This window comes from Nonomuraea sp. NPDC051941 (assembly GCF_044593615.1).
The window spans coordinates 432,343-448,666 of record NZ_JBIUCF010000003.1 but is presented as its reverse complement, the minus strand read 5'-3'; the positions used below and the strand labels follow the sequence as shown (position 1 = coordinate 448,666).

The following is a 16,324-nucleotide window of genomic DNA, read 5'->3' as shown; positions in this document are numbered from 1 at the left end:
CCTTTTCTGCGCCTGTACGGCCCCGCATCTGGTGGCCCGCCTTGGGGCTACTCCGGAAGGTCGAGCTCGTCGTAGGTCGCCACCTGATCGGCCGGAGGCGCTTGGATGTCGATCGGCCGGCCCCACCGGGACAGGCGGACGTCGTCGACGTAATGGACGGGTTCGTCGCTCAGCTTGGGGATGCCGGGCTGCCTGGAGTCGCTGTGGCATCGGCGGACGAGCTGGTCCCGTCCGATCCAGAGCTTCCAGTCGACCCGGACACGGACGTACTTGCCCGCGGGCCTGTGAAGTCCGGCGATACGGAAGTCGGGGTCCGCCTTGGCGAGCTCGCCCAGCGTGATGGACCCCTCGTAGAGGGTGGTGCGGGTGCCGTCGTACACGCCGGAGGGGCGCTTGACCTTGGTGGCGGCGAGCAGGGCCTTGAGCGTGCCGGGATCGCTCAGCCGCATCTGGCCGCAGTACAGGGCGAGGGACTGCTTCTCCTCGGCGACCAGCCAGCTCTTGCCTTCCGGAAGATGCTTGCGCAGGCCGGCCGACTGCTCGTAGGACCGGTCCGGGAAGAGGATGAGGCGCTGGCGGTACTTGCCGAACATGAAATCCTTGGGACGCAGGATCTCGCTCGCGACGACCCTCCCCCGGTCCAGCTCGTGGACTCCCGACTCCCGGAAGGTGCGCGGCTTTCCTTCGGACCTGGCGACCAGGACGTCCGAGAAGGTCACACCGTTGCCGCCCGCCAGTTGGCGGCGCAGCGCGGCGACGGGGTCGGCCGCGGCGGCGGCCGGCGACGTGACGATGGAGGTCACGGAGGTGATCGTCAGGGCGAGCGCCCAGAGCCTCATGCGGGTCGTCTCCTCGGGAGGTGAGCCATGCCGGGTGATCTTCGCAGGCCCAGATCTCGTTCCGGCCTCACCGACTCCACCAGCGCAACCGCCCGGGCCGCGCGCCTCGCACCACGGCCCGCAAGCACGGCCACAGGCCACCCCCGCGCGGTGAACGGGCGCGGCCTCGACCGGCTCGGGTCGCGCCCGCGCCCAGTCGCCGCTGCCGGGGCGATGCGTTGCGCCGCGACCGGTGGATTCGATTCGCGCCGCGCCTGTTGATCTTGTCCGGGCCTGTCCGTCGCATCAGAATGGCGGCCATGAGTCGCGAGGTCCTGGAGCAGTGGATGGCCGCCGTGGCGCGCGGCGACCTGGCGGACCCACCGGCCGCGCTGACGGTCGAGGACTGTACGGCCGCGGGCCTGGCGCCGTACGGGAGGTCCTACCGGCGCTCTCGCAGAGGCGTGACGTTCCGCGCTTACCTCACCCCCGACCGGCGGCATCACGCCATGCTGCTGGCCGGGCCCGAGCTCCTGCTGTGGATGGACGGCCGGAGCGCGCCCGTCCCGACCGGCATCGGGGGCGAGCCGCAGGGCGCTGCATTGGAGCGCTGGCTGGAGCATCGGTTCTCGATGGGCGGGATGGACGATCCGGAGCGGGCCCTGGCGATGTGGGCCTGGACGGGCGCGGCCGGACGTGTCGCCGCGCGTGACGGGGACAGGTGCGGGCGGACCTACCCGGCTCCACCGGCCGGAGTGACGCCCGCCGAGTACGGGGAGATCGGCTGGGACTTCACGGACGAGCGGTGCGCGTACAACTTCCTCGACACCGCGGGCAAGGGCGTGGTCCGCGTCGCCTTCGCGCCCGGCCTGCGGCGCCAGGCCCTGACGATCCGCGCTCCCGACTGGATCGGCGCGCAGTTGTGGGTCGACGGCGAGCCGGTGCCCGTGCCGTGTGAGCGGGAATGGGGCCCGTTGTGCGACGAGCACGTCACGTGGCTGGACGACCGCTTCGTCCACGCCGAGGTGGGCGGCCTGTGGAGCCATCCTCTGTACGACCCCGTCAAGATGGATCCCCTCGGCGACATTCGCGGGCTGCTGATCTGGGACGCGGCGAAACGCGTCCGGCACCTCCACCTCCCGGCGCCGGACGAGGCGTGGACCAGCCCGATCCTGCTACGGCGAGGCGATGCGTGGCGCGTCTATCCGGACGGCGAGGCGTACCGGGCGGATCGTCCCGATCGCACCCTTCCGATCCCCCGCTGAGAGCCCGGCGCCCGCGCCGTTCGGAGCGATGGGAACCAGTGGGCCAGGCTGGGAGCAGGCGCGCGGAGTCGCCCGTGCTGAGCCGCGCGACGCGTCCTGGCACAAAAGCCCGGGTCTAGTCCTTCTTGGCGCGGGCCTCGGCCTCGGCGGCGTCCATGGCCTCCGCCTCCTCCGGCGTCGGGGCCGTGCCGCCCAGGTGGGCGGGCTGCCACCACACCCCCTGCGGCACCTCCGGGTACGTGCGCTGCGCCTGGTCCACCAGGCCCGACAGCCGCTTGTGCAGGTCGGCGGTGTGGTCGTTGACGTTCTCGCCGCGCTTGGGGTGCATCGGCTCCCCCACCACGATGGTCAGCGGGATGTGCCGTTGCGTGAGCTTGCGGGGCCGGCCCTTGGTCCAGAACCGCTGGCTGCCCCACAGCCCGACGGGGATGATGGGCGTGTTGGTGGCCTGGGCCATGCGGATGGCGCCGTTCTTGATCTCCTTGACGGTGAACGACCGGCTGATCGTCGCCTCCGCGAAGACCCCGACGACCTCGCCGGCCTTCAGCATGCGCAGGGCCGTGGCGTACGAGCCCGCGCCCGCCCCCCGGTCCACCGGGATGTGTTTCATACCGCGCATCAGCGGCCCGGAGATCCGGTGCTCGAAGACGTCCTGCTTGGCCATGAAGCGCACCAGCCGCCGCGAGGGCAGCGCGGCGAATCCCGCGAAGATGAAGTCGAGGTAGCTGATGTGGTTGCTCACCAGCACCGCTCCCCCGGTCTGCGGCACGTGCTCCGTACCCTCCATGTGGAACCGGACGTCGAGCACGCGAAACAGGGTCCGCGCGGCGGCGATCACCGGCGGGTACACGATCTCAGCCATGAGCAGAAGGTAGCCTACTCAGGCGGGTGCCACGGTAGTCGGGAGCCGGACCATCCCGCGCACGTTCCCGTGCGAGATGCGCCGGATGCCCTCCGGGTCGATCTCGTACGAAGGCGAGACGGCCTTCGTCAGCTCCTCCAGCGCCACCCGGGCCTCCAGCCGGGCGAGCGGACCGCCGAGGCAGTAGTGGCGGCCGACGCCGAAGCTGATGGACCTGGAGGTGTCGCGGCCCAGGTCGTAGACGTCGGGGTCGGGGAAGACCGACTCGTCCCTGTTGGCGGAGCCGATCAGGATCCACACCTTGGCGTCGGCGGGGACCTGGACGCCGTGCCACTCGGCGGGCTCGGTGAGGCGGCGGGCGATGCCGTGCGCGGGGGTGTCGTACCGCAGCGACTCCTCCACCCACCCCGTGATCGCCCCGCCGAAGGCGGCGGCGCGCTGGCCGGGGTGGCGCCATGCCCAGTACCAGGCGGCGCCCAGCAGGTGGGTGGTGGTCTCCGAGCCCGCCCCGATCAGCAGGAACAGGAACGCCACGATCTCCTCGGGGCTCAGCCCGCCGTCGGCGACGAGCGCCGAGACGAGGTCGTCACGGGGTGCGGCCCGGCGGTCGGCGACGATCGAGGCGTAGTAGTCGCCGAGGGACAGGATGCTCCTGAGCCCCGTGTCCGCCATCTTGCCCTGAGGGTCATATTTCACGAGGATGTCGGACTTGCGGCGGACGTCCGCGCGATCGGACGGCGGCACCCCCACCAGCTCGGAGATCACGTCGAGCGGCAGCTTGGCCGCGAAGTCGCGGACGAAGTCGAACGTCCCCCGCTCGATGCCCTCCTCGATGTAGCCCCGCGCGATCTCCCTGATCATGGGTTCGAGGGCGGCCACCCGGCGCGGGGTGAAGGCCCGCGAGACGACGGCCCGCATGCGGGTGTGGTCCGGCGGGTCCATGGCCACGAACGACAGGTACGTACGCGCCTGCGGCCCCCACGCGGCCGGGTCGAGCACGGGGCCGTGGTCGCTGGACAGCAGGGCGCTGTCGCCGAGCGCGGCGGACACGTCGGCGTGCCGCGACAGTGCCCAGAAGCCGTGCTCGGCGTTGTGATAGACCGGCGCTTCCCGGCGTAACCACGCGTAGACGGGGTACGGATCGTTGTTGACCGCCGGGTCGTAGGGGTTGTAGACGACCTCCATCCCGCCCACGCTACGACGCTTGCGCCCTCGTGAAAATGGGCAGATCTTCTCACCATGAAGAAGCTCATCAACACGGCCGACTCCGTCGTCGATGACGCGCTGAACGGCATGGCCGCGGCCCACCCCTCGCTGCGAATGCGCGACCGCGTGGTCTACCGGGCCGAGGGACCGCGGCCGGGCAAGGTCGGCCTGGTCTCGGGCGGCGGCTCGGGACATGAGCCGCTGCACGCCGGTTTCGTCGGGTACGGCATGCTCGACGCGGCCTGCCCCGGCGAGGTCTTCACCTCACCGGTCCCCGACCAGATCATCGACGCGACCAGGGCGGTCGACGGCGGCGCCGGGGTCCTGCACATCGTCAAGAACTACACCGGCGACGTGCTGAACTTCGAGATGGCCGCCGAGCTGATCGAGGACGTCGAGGTGGCCAGCGTGCTGGTCGACGACGACGTGGCCGTACAGGACTCCCTCTACACGGCGGGCCGGCGCGGCACCGGGGCCACGCTGTTCGTGGAGAAGCTCGCGGGCGCGCTGGCCGAGCAGGGCGCGCCGCTGGCCCAGATCGCCGCGGTGGCGGGCGAGGTGGACGAGCGCAGCAGGTCGTTCGGCATCGCCCTGACGTCCTGTACGACGCCGCACGCGGGCAAGCCGACGTTCGACCTGCCGGAGACGGACGTGGAGCTGGGCATCGGCATCCACGGCGAGCCGGGGCGGGCCCGGGTGCCGATGGTGTCGGCGCGCGAGCTGGCCGCGATCGCCATGGAGGCCATCCACGGCGACCTGCCGCTCCGCGGCGACCTGCTGGTCATGGTCAACGGCATGGGCGGGACCCCGCTCATGGAGCTGTACGTGGTGTTCGCGGAGGTCGCGGCCTTCGTCAGAGGCAAGGGCGCGCGGGTGTCGCGCTCGCTCGTCGGCAACTACGTGACCAGTCTCGACATGCAGGGCTTCTCCGTGTCGATCTGCCTGCTCGACGACGTGCTCACCCGCCTGTGGGACGCTCCGGTCGAGACGCCGGGGCTGCGCTGGGGGCGCTGATGGACACCGACGTGTTCGTGGCCTGGTTCGACGAGGCTGCCAGGCTGGTGCACAGGGACCGCGACCGGCTGACCCGGCTGGACGCGGCGATCGGCGACGCCGACCACGGCACGAACCTCGACCGCGGCCTCACCGAGGTCCGCAAGACGCTGGCCGAGTCGCCGCCGGGGACTCCCGGCGAGGTGCTGGCCGCGGCGGGCGCGACGCTGATCCGCCGTGTCGGGGGCGCCTCCGGGCCGCTGTACGGGTCCGTGTTCCGGCAGATGGGCAAGTCGCTGGAGTCGCCGGTGACGCTGGCCGGGTTCTCGGGGGCGTTCGAGGCCGGGGTGGTGGCGCTCGAACGGCTGGGCAAGGCCGCGCTGGGCGACAAGACCATGGTGGACGCGCTGGTCCCGGCCTCCCGGGCGCTCGCCCTGGCCGTACGTGACGGGATCGGGGTGAAGGAGGCGTTCGAGCGGGCGGCCGAAGCCGCCGAGGAGGGGGCGAAGGCCACGATCCCGATGCAGGCGCGCAAGGGCCGGGCCAGCTACCTGGGCGAACGCAGTATCGGACACGAGGACCCGGGGGCGGCGTCGGCGGCCCTGTTCATGGCGGCGCTGGCGTCGGTGGTGGCTTGATGGGCGGGCCCGGTGATCGTGTGATCCCACGCGGGCCGATCGATGGGGCCGGGTGATGGTGGGGCTGGTGCTCGTCGCGCACAGCGCGGGGCTGGCGGCGGAGGCGGCGGCGCTGGCCCGCGGGATCGCCGGTGCCGACGTACCCGTGGCGGCCGCCGGGGGCACCGAGGACGGCGGGCTGGGCACGAGCCTGGACCTCATCGAGGCGGCGCTGCGCGGCGTCGACCAGGGTGACGGGGTGGTGCTCATCCCCGACCTGGGCAGCTCGGTGCTGACCGCCCGCCTGCTGGAGGAGGACGGGCGGGTGGTGGTGGCGGACGTGCCGTTCGTGGAGGGCGCGATCGCCGCGGCGGTGGCGGCGGGCGCGGGCGTGCCGCTGGCCGACGTGCTGGAGGCGGCCGAGGAGGCCCGCACCTACCGCAAGCTGTGAGCTCAGCGGGCGCCCGCGCCTACCGCGAGCTCTGAGCTCAGTGGCCCTTGAAGGCCTCCTCCAGCCACCAGGACCCGTGCTCCGCCGTGACCTTGGCGTGCACCAGGAGCGGCCGGTCGCGGGGCCCGTCCACCCATTCGGCCACGCCCGCCAGGTCGCCGGGCCCGCCGACCGTCACGGCGGCGCAGCCGTGACCCCGGGCGATGGCGGCGAGGTCGGCCGGTGGGAACGTGACTGTCCCGAGCGGGTGACCGTGCGGCCCGAAGTGGTGGACCTCGGCCCCGTACGCCTCGTCGTCGTACACCACGATCACCATGGGCAGGCCGAGCCGGACGACGGTCTCCAGCTCCGCGATGCCCATGAGGGCTCCGCCGTCGCCGAGCGCGGCCACCGGCAGCCGGTCCGGCCGGGCGATCGCCGCGCCGATCGCCGTCGCCAGACCCAGCCCGATCGACTGGAACGCCTGCGTGAAGCAGAACCCACCCTCATCCGGGACATCCACGAACATCGACGGATATCCCATGAAATTTCCGGAATCGATGGCGACGATCCGCTCCCGCGGCAGGAGGTCGTCCAACCCGATACTGAGCGTCCGGGGGTCGATCCGGCCGCCGCCGCTCTCGTCCTCGTACGGCACGTCCCGCCAGCGCCCCTCGTCCCGCACGCGGGCGGCGAGCTCCGGCGACCGGTAGCCCGGGCGGGACACGACCTGAGCGGCCAGCGCCTCCGCGACGCGCGCCACGTCACCCGCCACACCCAGGTCGGCGGGCACATGGGTCTTGAACGCCGCCGGGTCGAGATCGACCTTCACGACCTTCGCGCCCGGCGAGACGAGCGTGCCGTGGCGGGTGGTCCACATGTTCAGCGCGCATCCCCACGCGACGACCAGGTCGGCGCCGCGGATCAGCTCGGCGGCCAGCGGCGTCGCGAAGCCGCCGCTCACGTCGAGGTCCCACGGGCTGCCGCGGAACAGCCCCTTCGCGACGGCCGAGGTGGCCAGCAGGGCGCCCGCGAGGTCGGCCAGCTCCTCCAGCTCCCGCCGCGCGTGCCGGGCACCGCGCCCCGCGATGAACACCGGCCGCTCGGCCGCGCCGAGCAACCGCGCCAGCTCCCCCACCTCCGCCGCCGAAGGACCTGCCGAAGGAACCGCCGACGCGATCGCGGGCGGCATCACGTCGGCAGGCCCCTCGAAGGGGGCGGCCTGGACGTCGAGCGGCAGGTTCAGCAGGACCGTGCGCCGCTCCTCCACCGCCACCCGGTACGCCTCGGCCGCCCGCGACACCGCCTCCTCCGCCGAGGTGACGCGCATCGCCACCGCCCCCACCGCCGTCGCGAGCGCGGCCTGGTCGATGTGGAAGTTGGACTGGGCCTCCGTGGCCTCCCCCGCCAGCACGATGAGCGGCGTACGGCTCTTGGCCGCCTCGGTCAGGCCGGTCAGGGCGTTGGTGAGCCCCGGCCCCTGGTGCACGGACACGACGCCGACCCGGCCGCTCATCCGCGCGTACGCGTCGGCCATGGTGGCGGCCCCGCCCTCGTGGCGGGCGGCGACGAAGCGCACGCCGCCCGCCACCAGGGCGTTGGTCACGTGGAAGTTGCCGCTGCCGACCACCCCGAAGGCGGTCCCGACGCCGCAGGCGGCCAGGGCCCGCCCCACGGCCTCCGCGACGATCAACGTTCCACCAGGGCCAGCACGCGCACGGGGCTGCCGGAGCCGCCCACGATGGGCAGCGGCGGCGCGACCACGACGGCGCCGGTCACGGGCAGCCGGTCGAGGTTGCGCAGCTGGGTCAGGCCGTACTTGCCCGCCCCCAGCAGGAAGGAGTGGCACGGGAAGGCCGGGTCGAAGGAGTGGGCGGCGCCCGCGTCGGTGCCGACGGTCTCGACGCCGATCCCGGCGATCGGGGTCTCGGAGGCCAGCCACTTGGCGCACTCCACCGAGATGCCGGGCGTGTGGGGGCCGGAGGCGTCGGCGTTCAGGAAGGCCGCCTGGTCGGCGGAGCGGGTGTCCCAGCCGGTGCGGTAGAGCAGCCAGCCGCCGTCGGGCAGCGGGCCGTTGGCGCGTTCCCACTCCTTGACGTGGTCGATCTGGAGGAGGAAGTCGGCGTCCTTGGACGCCTCGGCGGCGAAGTCGAGCACGACGGCGGGCGCGATGAGGCTGCGCACGGGCACCTGGGAGACGTCCTGGCCGTCGCGGGCGGTGACCCAGTGGACGGGGGCGTCGAAGTGGGTGCCGGTGTGCTCGCCGGTGTGGATGTCGTTCCAGTACCAGGCGGGGCCGCGGTCGTCGTAGCGGCTGATCTCCTCCAGGCGGAACGGGATCGTGTTGCCGAACGGCTCGGGCAACTGGAGGATCGGCGTCTCGGACGAGAGGGGCGCCGTGAGGTCGATCACCTCGATCGCCCCGCTGCGCACGCTGTCAACGAAGCTCTGCAAGACCGACATGTCATCCTCCCTGTGGGCTGTGGGGTGGGCTGTGCGCATCCTCCTACGCACACCCCACCACTGCCAACAACCTCAGCCCTTGAGTCCGCTGAAGCTCATCGTGGCCACGAAGTGCCGCTGCGCCAGGATGAACGCGAGCACGAGCGGCAGCACCGCGATCACGTTGCCGGCCATCAGCGCCGACCACTCGGTGTGCCGGGCGCCGGCGAAGGTGGCCAGCCCGAGCTGCAGCGTGTAGCCCGACTCCGACGAGATCGCGATGAGCGGCCAGATCAGGTCGTTCCAGGCGCCGAGCAGCGTGAACACCACCAGCGTGGCCAGCGCGGGCCGGGCCAGCGGCAGCACCACGCGGAAGAACACGCCCAGAGGGGAGCAGCCGTCGATGATGGCGGCCTCCTCCAGCTCCTTGGGCAGCGACAGGAAGAACTGCCGCATGAGGAACACCCCGAACGCCGACGCCAGCCACGGCACGATGGCCGCCCCCAGCGTGTCGATCAGGCCCATGTTCTTGAAGAGCAGGAACGTCGGGATCATCAGCACCTGGGTCGGCACCATGATGGTGGCCATGACCGCCGCGAAGGCGACCCCGCGGCCGCGGAACTTGATCCGGGCGAAGCCGTACCCGGCCAGGGAGCAGAGCACCACGTGCCCGAGCACCGCCGACCCGGCCACGATCACCGTGTTGGCCAGCCAGAGCGGGTACTCGTCCTCGGTGAAGATGCGCCTGAACCCGTCCAGCGTGAAGTGCTCGGGCCAGAGCTTGGGCGGGTAGGTGTTGATGTCGGCGTCCGGCATGAACGCGGTCAGCGCCATCCACACCAGCGGCGCCACGAACAGCAGCGCGAGCGGCATCAGGAAGAGATGGGCGAGGCTGCGGCGCGTCACTTCGCACCCCTCCACAGGACCGCGCCCGACACGGCGAGCGTCACGATGAACAGGACGTAGGCGATGGCCGTGCCGTAGCCGGAGTGGAAGAGCTGGAACGCCTGCCGGTAGAGGTAGAACACGATGGTCGTCGTGGAGTCGAGCGGCTGGCCCTTGGTGGTGGTGTAGACGAGGTCGAACAGCTGCAGCGCGGTGATCGTCTGCCAGATCAGCAGGAAGACCGTGGCCGGCCGCAGCTGCGGCAGCACGACGTGGCGCAGGACGTGCCGACCGGCGCCGCCGTCCGCCCGGGCCGCCTCGATCAGCTCGCGCGGGATGTCCTGCAGAGCGGCCAGGTAGACCACGGCGGGCATGCCCACGCCGCCCCAGAGCGAGATCGCGACCAGGGTGAGCATCGCCTGGTCGGGGTCCTGCAGGAACCCCATCGCGGGCAGGCCGAGCGCCTTCAGCCCGGCGTTGACGATGCCGAAGTCGGGGTCGAAGACGAAGTTCGACAGGATGCCCGTGGCTGCGGCGGAGACCACGTACGGGACGAAGAAGCACGTACGGTAGAACCCGATGAGCCGGATCTTGAGGTTGAGCGCCAGCGCCAGCGCCAGCCCGAGCACCACCGAGCCGGGCACGAAGAGCACGGTGTAGAGCAGCGTGTGCCCGGCCGACGCGGCCAACTCGGCGTCGCCGAGCATGTCGCCGTAGTTCGCCAGCCCGACGAAGTCGCCGCCGGTGAGCAGGTCGCCGTCCCGCAGCGAGAGCAGCAGCGCCCACACCGCGGGGAACAGGCTGAGCCCGACGATCACGAGCGTCGCGGGGAACACGAAGCCCCACCCGGTCAGCTGGGGGACCAACCGGCTCCGCCGCGCGGACGGCGCGCTCACCCGCGCCGCCCTGCTCATCGTCGGGGCTGTCATCGCGAGCGCCCCAGCACTGCGTCGGCCTCGGTCGCGGCCTTGGTGAGGGCCTGCTGCGCCGGCGTGCCGCCGACCAGCGACTGGGCGATCGCGTTGCCGACCTTCTCGGAGAACTCCGGGTACGCCGGCAGGGGCGGCCTGGCCTGCTTGGCGTTCTCGAGGTTCGCGGTGAAGACGTCGATGCCGGGGAAGTCCTTGACGAACTTCTGGTACGCCGGCAGCGCGGTCGTGGCCTTGCGCAGCGGCAGGTTGCCCAGGCCGAGCGACCACCGGGCGTCCTGCTCCGGCCGGGTGAGCCAGGTCAGGAACTCGGCGGCGGCCTTGGCCCGGCGCGAGCCGTTGTCGAACACGACCCAGTTGTCCGGCCCGGCGACCGTCTCGTGGTTGCCGTTGTAGCCGGGCAGCACCTGCACGCCGTAGGAGATCTTGTGGTCGATGATGTCCAGCAGCGCGTACGGCGCCGCCGCGATCATCCCGATCTTGCCGCTCTGGAACAGCGGCACGAACTTCTCACCATTTTGATCGAGGTATACGGACTTATCCTGCTGGGCCATGGCACTCCACAGATCGAGCGCCTGCGTCGCCTGCGGCGTGTTGAACGCCGACTTCTTCCCGTCCGGCGTCAGGATCGAGCCGCCCTGCTGCCAGATCATCGGCCAGAACCGCCACACGGTGTCCTCGAGACCGGTCACGGGGTACGCGGTGCCGTACACGCCGCCGCCGGTCAGCTTCTTCGCCGTGGCCCGGAAGTCGTCCCAGGTCCAGTCCTTGGACGGGTACGGCAGCCCCGCCGCGTCGAACAGCTTCTTGTTGTAGATGACGGCCAGGTTGTCGACCAGCGCGGGGACGCCGACGACCTTGCCGTTCACCTCCGACACGGCCCGCTCCGACGGCCAGAAGTCGTCCCATCCGAACCCGGGGGCCTTCACGGTGGCGGCCAGGTCGTACACCTTGGGGTTGCGCGCCAGGTTCGGCATCCACGTGCCGTACATGTACGCGATGTCGGGCGCCTTGCCGCCGGCCAGCACCGCCTGGACCTTCTGCAGCATGTCGTCCACGTTCGTGGACCCGACGGCGGGCGTGATCTTCACGTCCGGGTGGGCCTTGGAGTACTCGGCGGCCAGCCCCTCGATGACCTTGGCCTGCAGCTCCGTCTGGCCGTGCCACCAGGTGATCTCGACCGGGCCCGAGGCGTCCTCGGAGGAGGAGCCGCAGGCCGTCAGCAACCCGGCGACCAGGACGAGCGCCGCCGTGCTTTTCATGACAGGGCTTTTCATGACGGGGCTTTTCATGACAGGGCTCTTCATGACGGGGCTCTTCATCACCGGCTCCTGAGGGACTCGGGCATCAGCTCGCCGTGGGCCTCGATCAGCGCGCCGCACAACTCGTCGATCTGCTCGACGGTGAGGGTGGCGGCGGTGTTCGGGTCGGCCATCATGGCGTGCCGGACGTGCTCGGGCCGCCCCTCGGTGACGGCGCGCACGGTCAGCTCGTTGACGTTGACATAGGCGCGGTTGAGCGCCACGCACTGCGCGGGCAGGTCGCCGACGGCCATCGGGCGGACGCCGAGCGCGTCGGCCACGCACGGCACCTCCACCACGCAGCCGTCCGGCAGGTTTGCGACCAGGCCCCTGTTCTGGACGTTCCCGTAGACGACCCGGCTGGTGCCGGTGGTGACGCTGTGGATGATCTGCGGGGCGTATTCCATGGTCCCCTCCACGGTGATCGGCCGTCCCGCGCGCAGCGCGTCGCGGGTGGCCTCGTACTGGCGTACGTTCTCCTCGCTGATGCCGATGTACGCGCCCACGGGGATCCGCAGGCGCTCGATCTCGCTCTCGTCGTGCAGGTACCAGGGCACGTACTCGGCCGAGTGCTCGCTCGTCTCGGTCGGGTAGTAGCCGAGCCTGCGGTACATGTCCACGCGCACCCGGCGCAGCAGGCCGGGGTCGCGCTCGATGGCCTCGTCCAGGCGCGGGTAGAGGTCCTGTCCGCCGGACTCGAAGCGCAGCATCCACGACTGGTGGTTGACGCCCGCCGCCAGGTACGACACCTCCTCCAGCGGCACCCCGACCAGCTCGGCCAGGTCGTGGGCGGTCCAGTAGATGGAGTGGCAGAGCCCGACGACGTTGCGCACGGGGGTGGCGGCGGCCAGGTACCAGACGTTCATGGCCATCGGGTTGGTGTAGTTGAGCAGCCACGCGTCCGGGCACACCTCGGCCATGGCCCGCCCGATCCGGTCGAGCGCCGGGAAGGTGCGCAGGGCGCGGAAGATGCCGCCCACGCCGATGGTGTCGGCGATCGTCTGGCGCAGCCCGAACCGGGCGGGCACCTCGAAGTCGACGCGGGTCGCGTCGATCATGCCGACCTGGATCATGTTGATCGCGAAGTCGGCGCCTTCGAGAGCCTGGCGCAGGTCGAGGTGGGCGGAGATCTTGACGGGCCGCCCGGCCGCGATGACGCGGGCGGCGGCCTCGGCGGTGTCCAGCCGCTCGGGGTGGATGTCGTGCAGCGCCACCTCGAACTCCCCCAGATCGGGGAAGGCGACCAGGTCCGCCAGCAGCCCTTGAGTGAACTCGACGCTCCCGGCGCCGAGAAAGACGATCTTCATAGGTCCTTCCAGGTGGGCTGGGCGGCGGTGCCGCCGGCGGCCTGGGTCGAAAGGGATCCGCAGGTCACGGCCACGCGCAGGCATTCGCGCAGGCTCATCCCGCGCAGCCGCGCGGCGAGGAGGCCGGCGTTGAAGCTGTCGCCGGCGCCGACGGTGTCCACCGGCTCGACGGGGACGGCGGGGGCCCGGGTCAGCTCGCCCGCCTGCCACGCCAGCGCGCCGTCGCCGCCGTCCTTGACGACCACGGTGGGGCCGAGCCCGCCGATCCGGGCCGCCGCGGCCTCGAGGCATTCGGGACCGGTGTCGAAAAGCCTGGCCGCGATAGCCCGGGCCTCGGCGGCGTTCGGGAGGAACACGTCCACCTCGGCCAGCACCTCCCCGAGCCCTTCCCACTCCCCGGCGGGGTCGTCGTTGGTGTCCAGCGAGGTGGTCGCGCCCGCGCGCCGCTCCTCCGCCAGGAAGCCCGGCAGTCCGGGCGCGAGCCCCGGTTGCAGGAAATATGACGACACGTGGACGTGGCGGGCCACGTCGCGCGGCAGGTCCTCCACGGTCAGGTACGGCAGGCAGCCGGGCGAGGTGAGGATGGCCCGGTCCGAACCGTCGGCCAGCACCACGGTCATGGCCGTGGGCCGGGAGTCGATCACGCAGCGGGAGACGTCCACACCCCGGTCGGCCAGGGCATCCAGCACGAAGCGCCCGGCCGCGTCGTCGCCCACGCGCCCCGCGAAAGCGGTCCGCAGGCCCAGCCGAGCCGCCCCGCACGCGGTGATCGCGCCGGACCCGCCGAGCACCAGGTCGCCGCCGGAGACGAGCTGTTCACGCTGGCCGTACGCCAACCCGCGCGGCGCTCCGGAGAGCACCACGTCGGGGTTGGCGTCACCGACGACCAGCAGGTCGAAGTCACGCGCCACGGCAGGGCACGCGGTAGGCGTCGAGCTCGTACTTCTTCTTCAGCGAGTTGAAGTTCTGAGCGTTGGACTTGGCGCAGAAGGCCGAGGTGGCCAGGTTGTACTCGACGTTGAACACGGCCTTGCCCGCCTTGACGAACTGGTCGTATCCGTAGTCGTCGTTCTGCGCGGTGGTGCACTCGGTGTGCTCCCAGCACTCCTCGTTCACCGCGAAGTCGAAGTACGGCAGCAGCGCCGGGATCTGCTCGATGTCGTTCTTGAGCGCGACCGACAGGCCCCTCTTGTGGGCCTCGTTGGCGAACCAGGTGTTGTAGGCGAGCTGGTCGGCGGCCTTGAGCGGGAAGCCGCTGGCGTTGCTGTAGCCGTCGACGTTGTCGGGCTCCACGGCGTCGAACCCGGCGGCCTTGCACATGTCGAGCCGGGCCTTCATGATCTGGCCGAGCTTGCCGGTGTAGGTGCGGATGTCGAGCCAGCGCTCACCCGGCCAGTCCTCCAGCGGCTTGCCGAGCACCTCGGCAGGGAACTGGCTCGCGTCCGGGCGCCAGTCCTCGAACGTGCCCGCGCTGATGTAGCAGACGACGCCGCGACCCGGCTTGTCCGCCTTGAGCGACTTGACGATCGCGCCGTCCTTGGCGGCGAAGCCGTCGATGTCGAACATCTGCACGTTCGGGTACGGCTTGGTCGGCAGGGACGAGAGCTGCCACTGCCAGGACGTGTTCAGCGCGGGCTTCCAGCAGCCGTTGCAGGCGACGGGGGCGGGCAACGCCCTGGCCTCGGTGGTCGCGGCGGCGGCGGGGGCGGTGACGAGAGCGGTGGCGGCCAGGGCGGCCGCAGAGATGAGAGCAGGGAGACGGCGCAACAGGCACTCCTCGCGTACGGAACGGGTGCGGATCAATGGCGCTGCGCGCTGTTCCGCACTCTCCGAGTCGCGTCCTGGCCAGGGACACCGGAGTGGCGTGGCCCATAACCGTAGGACGTCACGCCAGCACGCTCCAGGCGTGCCTCCCTTCTTGCTTGCCGCACAGAATTGCGCATTCCTGCTCTTTTGTCCAGAGTTTGACGCACAAAAGCATCATGCTCTGATCCACTCCGCGCATCCGGCGGTCCTGAACGCCTTGTCCGTGGCCAGGATGGTGACGCTGACCGAACCTGTCGGCATGCCGCTCGCGATCTCGCCCCCCGTGGCGCTCCGCAGCCTGGCCCAGTAGCACATGGGGATCCCCGCGGTCGGGCCCGCCGTGCGGTAGGTGCCCGGCTGGATGTCCGTGCCCACGACGAGCGTCCGCATGGACACGTTGTTGAACGCGGGACTGCCGGTCCCCCCGCTCGGCGGGCCGGTCTGACCCGGCGGGTTCTGGCTGGGCGCCGTCTGACCGGGCCCGGGCGGGGTGGCGCCCGGCGGGGTGGCGCCCGGCTGTGTGGCGCCCGGCTGGGTGGCCGGTGGCTGCGTTCCCTGCGGCGGCGTGGGCTGCGTGGGCTGCGTGGGCTGGACCGGCGACGACGGGCCGGGGCCGGTGGCCTCGGGCTCCGGCGGCTGCGTGCCCTCGACCGTGACCGTGACCCGGGGGGCGGGCTCCTCGGACGACTCGGACGCGCCGAACCCCACGAAGACCCCCAGCAGGAACCCGAGCAGAGCGGCGAGTCCGGCCACGAGCACGATGATCGTCGGACTGCTTGTCGCCCGCGGATACTCAGGAGGATATTCAGGAGGCCCGTACATCACGGACCAAGGGTGCCATCCCTATCAACGGTGGAGATAGTCGACGAGCGACGCCTTCTCCGTCTCCAGCTCCTCGATCGCGCTCTTGACCACGTCGCCGATGCTCACGATGCCCACGAGCCGGCCGTTCTCGACCACCGGCATGTGCCGGAACCGCTGCGTGGTCATGATCTGCCGCAGCGAGTCGACGTTCTCGCCGGGCCCCACCGTGCGCACCTGAGTGGTCATGATCGCGGATACCGGGCCGTCGAGGATCGCCGGGCCGCGGTCGTGCAGGCGGCGCACGACGTCGCGTTCGGACGCGATGCCCTCGATGGTGAGGCCGTCGGTGGAGACCACCGCGGCGCCGATGTTGCGCTCGGCGAGCGTGGCCAGCAGCTCGCGCACTGTCGCCCCGGGCGACACGGTCGCCACATCACTTCCCTTGGCGCGAAGAATCGTCCCGATGAGCATGTTGCACCACCTCTTGCACCTCAGTCTTCCAGGCCTTGCGTACAGGCAAACAACCCCAGGGGGATGACGTCAAGGGGAGCCGGGTTGTAACGGGGCGGTCACTTTTCGTGCCTGGCTGACAACATGTGACCTGCGTCTCATACCTTTCGCGCAAATTCCCACGAAAGCATCGACTACTAGACAACCCG

The 16,324-nt window shown here is 71.2% G+C and carries 17 protein-coding genes; 4 read left to right on the top strand and 13 right to left on the bottom strand.

Translation table 11 applies throughout. From position 1 onward, the window contains the following. Nucleotides 1–47 precede the first annotated feature (47 nt). Nucleotides 48–839, bottom strand: coding sequence for a hypothetical protein (locus ACIHFD_RS08595; protein WP_397366180.1), 792 nt, complete (start codon nt 837–839; stop codon nt 48–50). Between the two features lie 299 nt (nt 840–1,138). Between ACIHFD_RS08595 and ACIHFD_RS08590 the strand changes: the two genes are divergently transcribed. Further along, nucleotides 1,139–2,083, top strand: a complete 945-nt coding sequence (locus tag ACIHFD_RS08590; RefSeq protein WP_397366179.1) for a hypothetical protein — start codon at nt 1,139–1,141, stop codon at nt 2,081–2,083. 115 nt (nt 2,084–2,198) lie between these two features. Here the strand turns inward: ACIHFD_RS08590 and ACIHFD_RS08585 are convergent, their stop codons facing one another. Both ACIHFD_RS08585 and ACIHFD_RS08580 read right to left on the bottom strand, forming a co-directional pair. Continuing rightward, nucleotides 2,199–2,945, bottom strand: a complete 747-nt coding sequence (locus ACIHFD_RS08585; RefSeq protein WP_363963961.1) for a lysophospholipid acyltransferase family protein — start codon at nt 2,943–2,945, stop codon at nt 2,199–2,201. 18 nt (nt 2,946–2,963) lie between these two features. Continuing rightward, nucleotides 2,964–4,130, bottom strand: a complete 1,167-nt coding sequence (locus ACIHFD_RS08580) for a cytochrome P450 (RefSeq protein WP_397366178.1) — start codon at nt 4,128–4,130, stop codon at nt 2,964–2,966. 54 nt (nt 4,131–4,184) lie between these two features. On the opposite strand from ACIHFD_RS08580, the gene dhaK reads away from it, so the two are divergent. From dhaK to ACIHFD_RS08565, 3 genes are read left to right on the top strand one after another with little or no spacing between them, the layout of a single operon-like run. Further along, complete coding sequence (dhaK, locus tag ACIHFD_RS08575) at nt 4,185–5,165, top strand: dihydroxyacetone kinase subunit DhaK (RefSeq protein ID WP_364246783.1); 981 nt, start codon at nt 4,185–4,187, stop codon at nt 5,163–5,165. Continuing rightward, nucleotides 5,165–5,782, top strand: a complete 618-nt coding sequence (dhaL, locus tag ACIHFD_RS08570; protein ID WP_397366177.1) for a dihydroxyacetone kinase subunit DhaL — start codon at nt 5,165–5,167, stop codon at nt 5,780–5,782. The genes dhaK and dhaL overlap by 1 nt, the downstream gene beginning before the upstream one ends. Nucleotides 5,783–5,837: 55 nt before the next feature. Next, nucleotides 5,838–6,212 (top strand): phosphoenolpyruvate--protein phosphotransferase, encoded by a 375-nt coding sequence (locus tag ACIHFD_RS08565; protein ID WP_363963953.1) that lies wholly within the window; start codon nt 5,838–5,840, stop codon nt 6,210–6,212. Nucleotides 6,213–6,249: 37 nt separating this feature from the next. Here ACIHFD_RS08565 and ACIHFD_RS08560 read toward each other — a convergent pair whose 3' ends face one another. From ACIHFD_RS08560 to ACIHFD_RS08515, 10 genes are all read right to left on the bottom strand, one after another. Then, nucleotides 6,250–7,884, bottom strand: coding sequence for a thiamine pyrophosphate-binding protein (locus tag ACIHFD_RS08560; protein ID WP_397366176.1), 1,635 nt, complete (start codon nt 7,882–7,884; stop codon nt 6,250–6,252). Then, nucleotides 7,881–8,654 carry a cyclase family protein gene (locus tag ACIHFD_RS08555; RefSeq protein WP_355191990.1) on the bottom strand — a complete coding sequence of 258 codons (774 nt, stop codon included), beginning with the start codon at nt 8,652–8,654 and terminating at the stop codon, nt 7,881–7,883. Before ACIHFD_RS08555 ends, ACIHFD_RS08560 begins: the two co-directional genes overlap by 4 nt. A gap of 72 nt (nt 8,655–8,726) precedes the next feature. After that, nucleotides 8,727–9,539, bottom strand: coding sequence for a carbohydrate ABC transporter permease (locus ACIHFD_RS08550; protein ID WP_350726481.1), 813 nt, complete (start codon nt 9,537–9,539; stop codon nt 8,727–8,729). Continuing rightward, complete coding sequence (locus ACIHFD_RS08545; RefSeq protein WP_363963949.1) at nt 9,536–10,447, bottom strand: sugar ABC transporter permease; 912 nt, start codon at nt 10,445–10,447, stop codon at nt 9,536–9,538. Before ACIHFD_RS08545 ends, ACIHFD_RS08550 begins: the two co-directional genes overlap by 4 nt. Beyond that, entirely contained in the window at nt 10,444–11,709 is a 1,266-nt protein-coding gene (locus ACIHFD_RS08540; RefSeq protein ID WP_397366175.1) for an ABC transporter substrate-binding protein, read from the bottom strand. The genes ACIHFD_RS08545 and ACIHFD_RS08540 overlap by 4 nt, the downstream gene beginning before the upstream one ends. Nucleotides 11,710–11,768: 59 nt before the next feature. Beyond that, nucleotides 11,769–13,055: an alpha-glucosidase/alpha-galactosidase gene (locus ACIHFD_RS08535; RefSeq protein ID WP_397366174.1), complete on the bottom strand. Its 1,287-nt coding sequence runs from the start codon at nt 13,053–13,055 to the stop codon at nt 11,769–11,771. Then, nucleotides 13,052–13,966: a sugar kinase gene (locus ACIHFD_RS08530; RefSeq protein ID WP_350726473.1), complete on the bottom strand. Its 915-nt coding sequence runs from the start codon at nt 13,964–13,966 to the stop codon at nt 13,052–13,054. Before ACIHFD_RS08530 ends, ACIHFD_RS08535 begins: the two co-directional genes overlap by 4 nt. Beyond that, on the bottom strand, nt 13,956–14,822 hold the full coding sequence (locus ACIHFD_RS08525; protein ID WP_397366173.1) for an endo alpha-1,4 polygalactosaminidase: 867 nt from the start codon (nt 14,820–14,822) through the stop codon (nt 13,956–13,958). Before ACIHFD_RS08525 ends, ACIHFD_RS08530 begins: the two co-directional genes overlap by 11 nt. A 213-nt stretch (nt 14,823–15,035) precedes the next feature. Next, nucleotides 15,036–15,614 (bottom strand): hypothetical protein, encoded by a 579-nt coding sequence (locus ACIHFD_RS08520; protein WP_397366172.1) that lies wholly within the window; start codon nt 15,612–15,614, stop codon nt 15,036–15,038. A 93-nt stretch (nt 15,615–15,707) separates the two neighbouring features. After that, on the bottom strand, nt 15,708–16,136 hold the full coding sequence (locus ACIHFD_RS08515) for a CBS domain-containing protein (RefSeq protein WP_350726467.1): 429 nt from the start codon (nt 16,134–16,136) through the stop codon (nt 15,708–15,710). Nucleotides 16,137–16,324 lie beyond the last annotated feature (188 nt).

Excerpts from the sequence above, each read along its gene's own strand:
- ACIHFD_RS08595 (WP_397366180.1), bottom strand. The coding sequence starts at position 839 with ATGAGGCTCTGGGCGCTCGCCCTGACGATCACCTCCGTGACCTCCATC.
- ACIHFD_RS08590 (WP_397366179.1), top strand. The coding sequence starts at position 1,139 with ATGAGTCGCGAGGTCCTGGAGCAGTGGATGGCCGCCGTGGCGCGCGGC.
- ACIHFD_RS08585 (WP_363963961.1), bottom strand. The coding sequence starts at position 2,945 with ATGGCTGAGATCGTGTACCCGCCGGTGATCGCCGCCGCGCGGACCCTG.
- ACIHFD_RS08580 (WP_397366178.1), bottom strand. The coding sequence starts at position 4,130 with ATGGAGGTCGTCTACAACCCCTACGACCCGGCGGTCAACAACGATCCG.
- dhaK (WP_364246783.1), top strand. The coding sequence starts at position 4,185 with ATGAAGAAGCTCATCAACACGGCCGACTCCGTCGTCGATGACGCGCTG.
- dhaL (WP_397366177.1), top strand. The coding sequence starts at position 5,165 with ATGGACACCGACGTGTTCGTGGCCTGGTTCGACGAGGCTGCCAGGCTG.
- ACIHFD_RS08565 (WP_363963953.1), top strand. The coding sequence starts at position 5,838 with ATGGTGGGGCTGGTGCTCGTCGCGCACAGCGCGGGGCTGGCGGCGGAG.
- ACIHFD_RS08555 (WP_355191990.1), bottom strand. The coding sequence starts at position 8,654 with ATGTCGGTCTTGCAGAGCTTCGTTGACAGCGTGCGCAGCGGGGCGATC.
- ACIHFD_RS08545 (WP_363963949.1), bottom strand. The coding sequence starts at position 10,447 with ATGACAGCCCCGACGATGAGCAGGGCGGCGCGGGTGAGCGCGCCGTCC.
- ACIHFD_RS08540 (WP_397366175.1), bottom strand. The coding sequence starts at position 11,709 with ATGAAAAGCACGGCGGCGCTCGTCCTGGTCGCCGGGTTGCTGACGGCC.
- ACIHFD_RS08535 (WP_397366174.1), bottom strand. The coding sequence starts at position 13,055 with ATGAAGATCGTCTTTCTCGGCGCCGGGAGCGTCGAGTTCACTCAAGGG.
- ACIHFD_RS08515 (WP_350726467.1), bottom strand. The coding sequence starts at position 16,136 with ATGCTCATCGGGACGATTCTTCGCGCCAAGGGAAGTGATGTGGCGACC.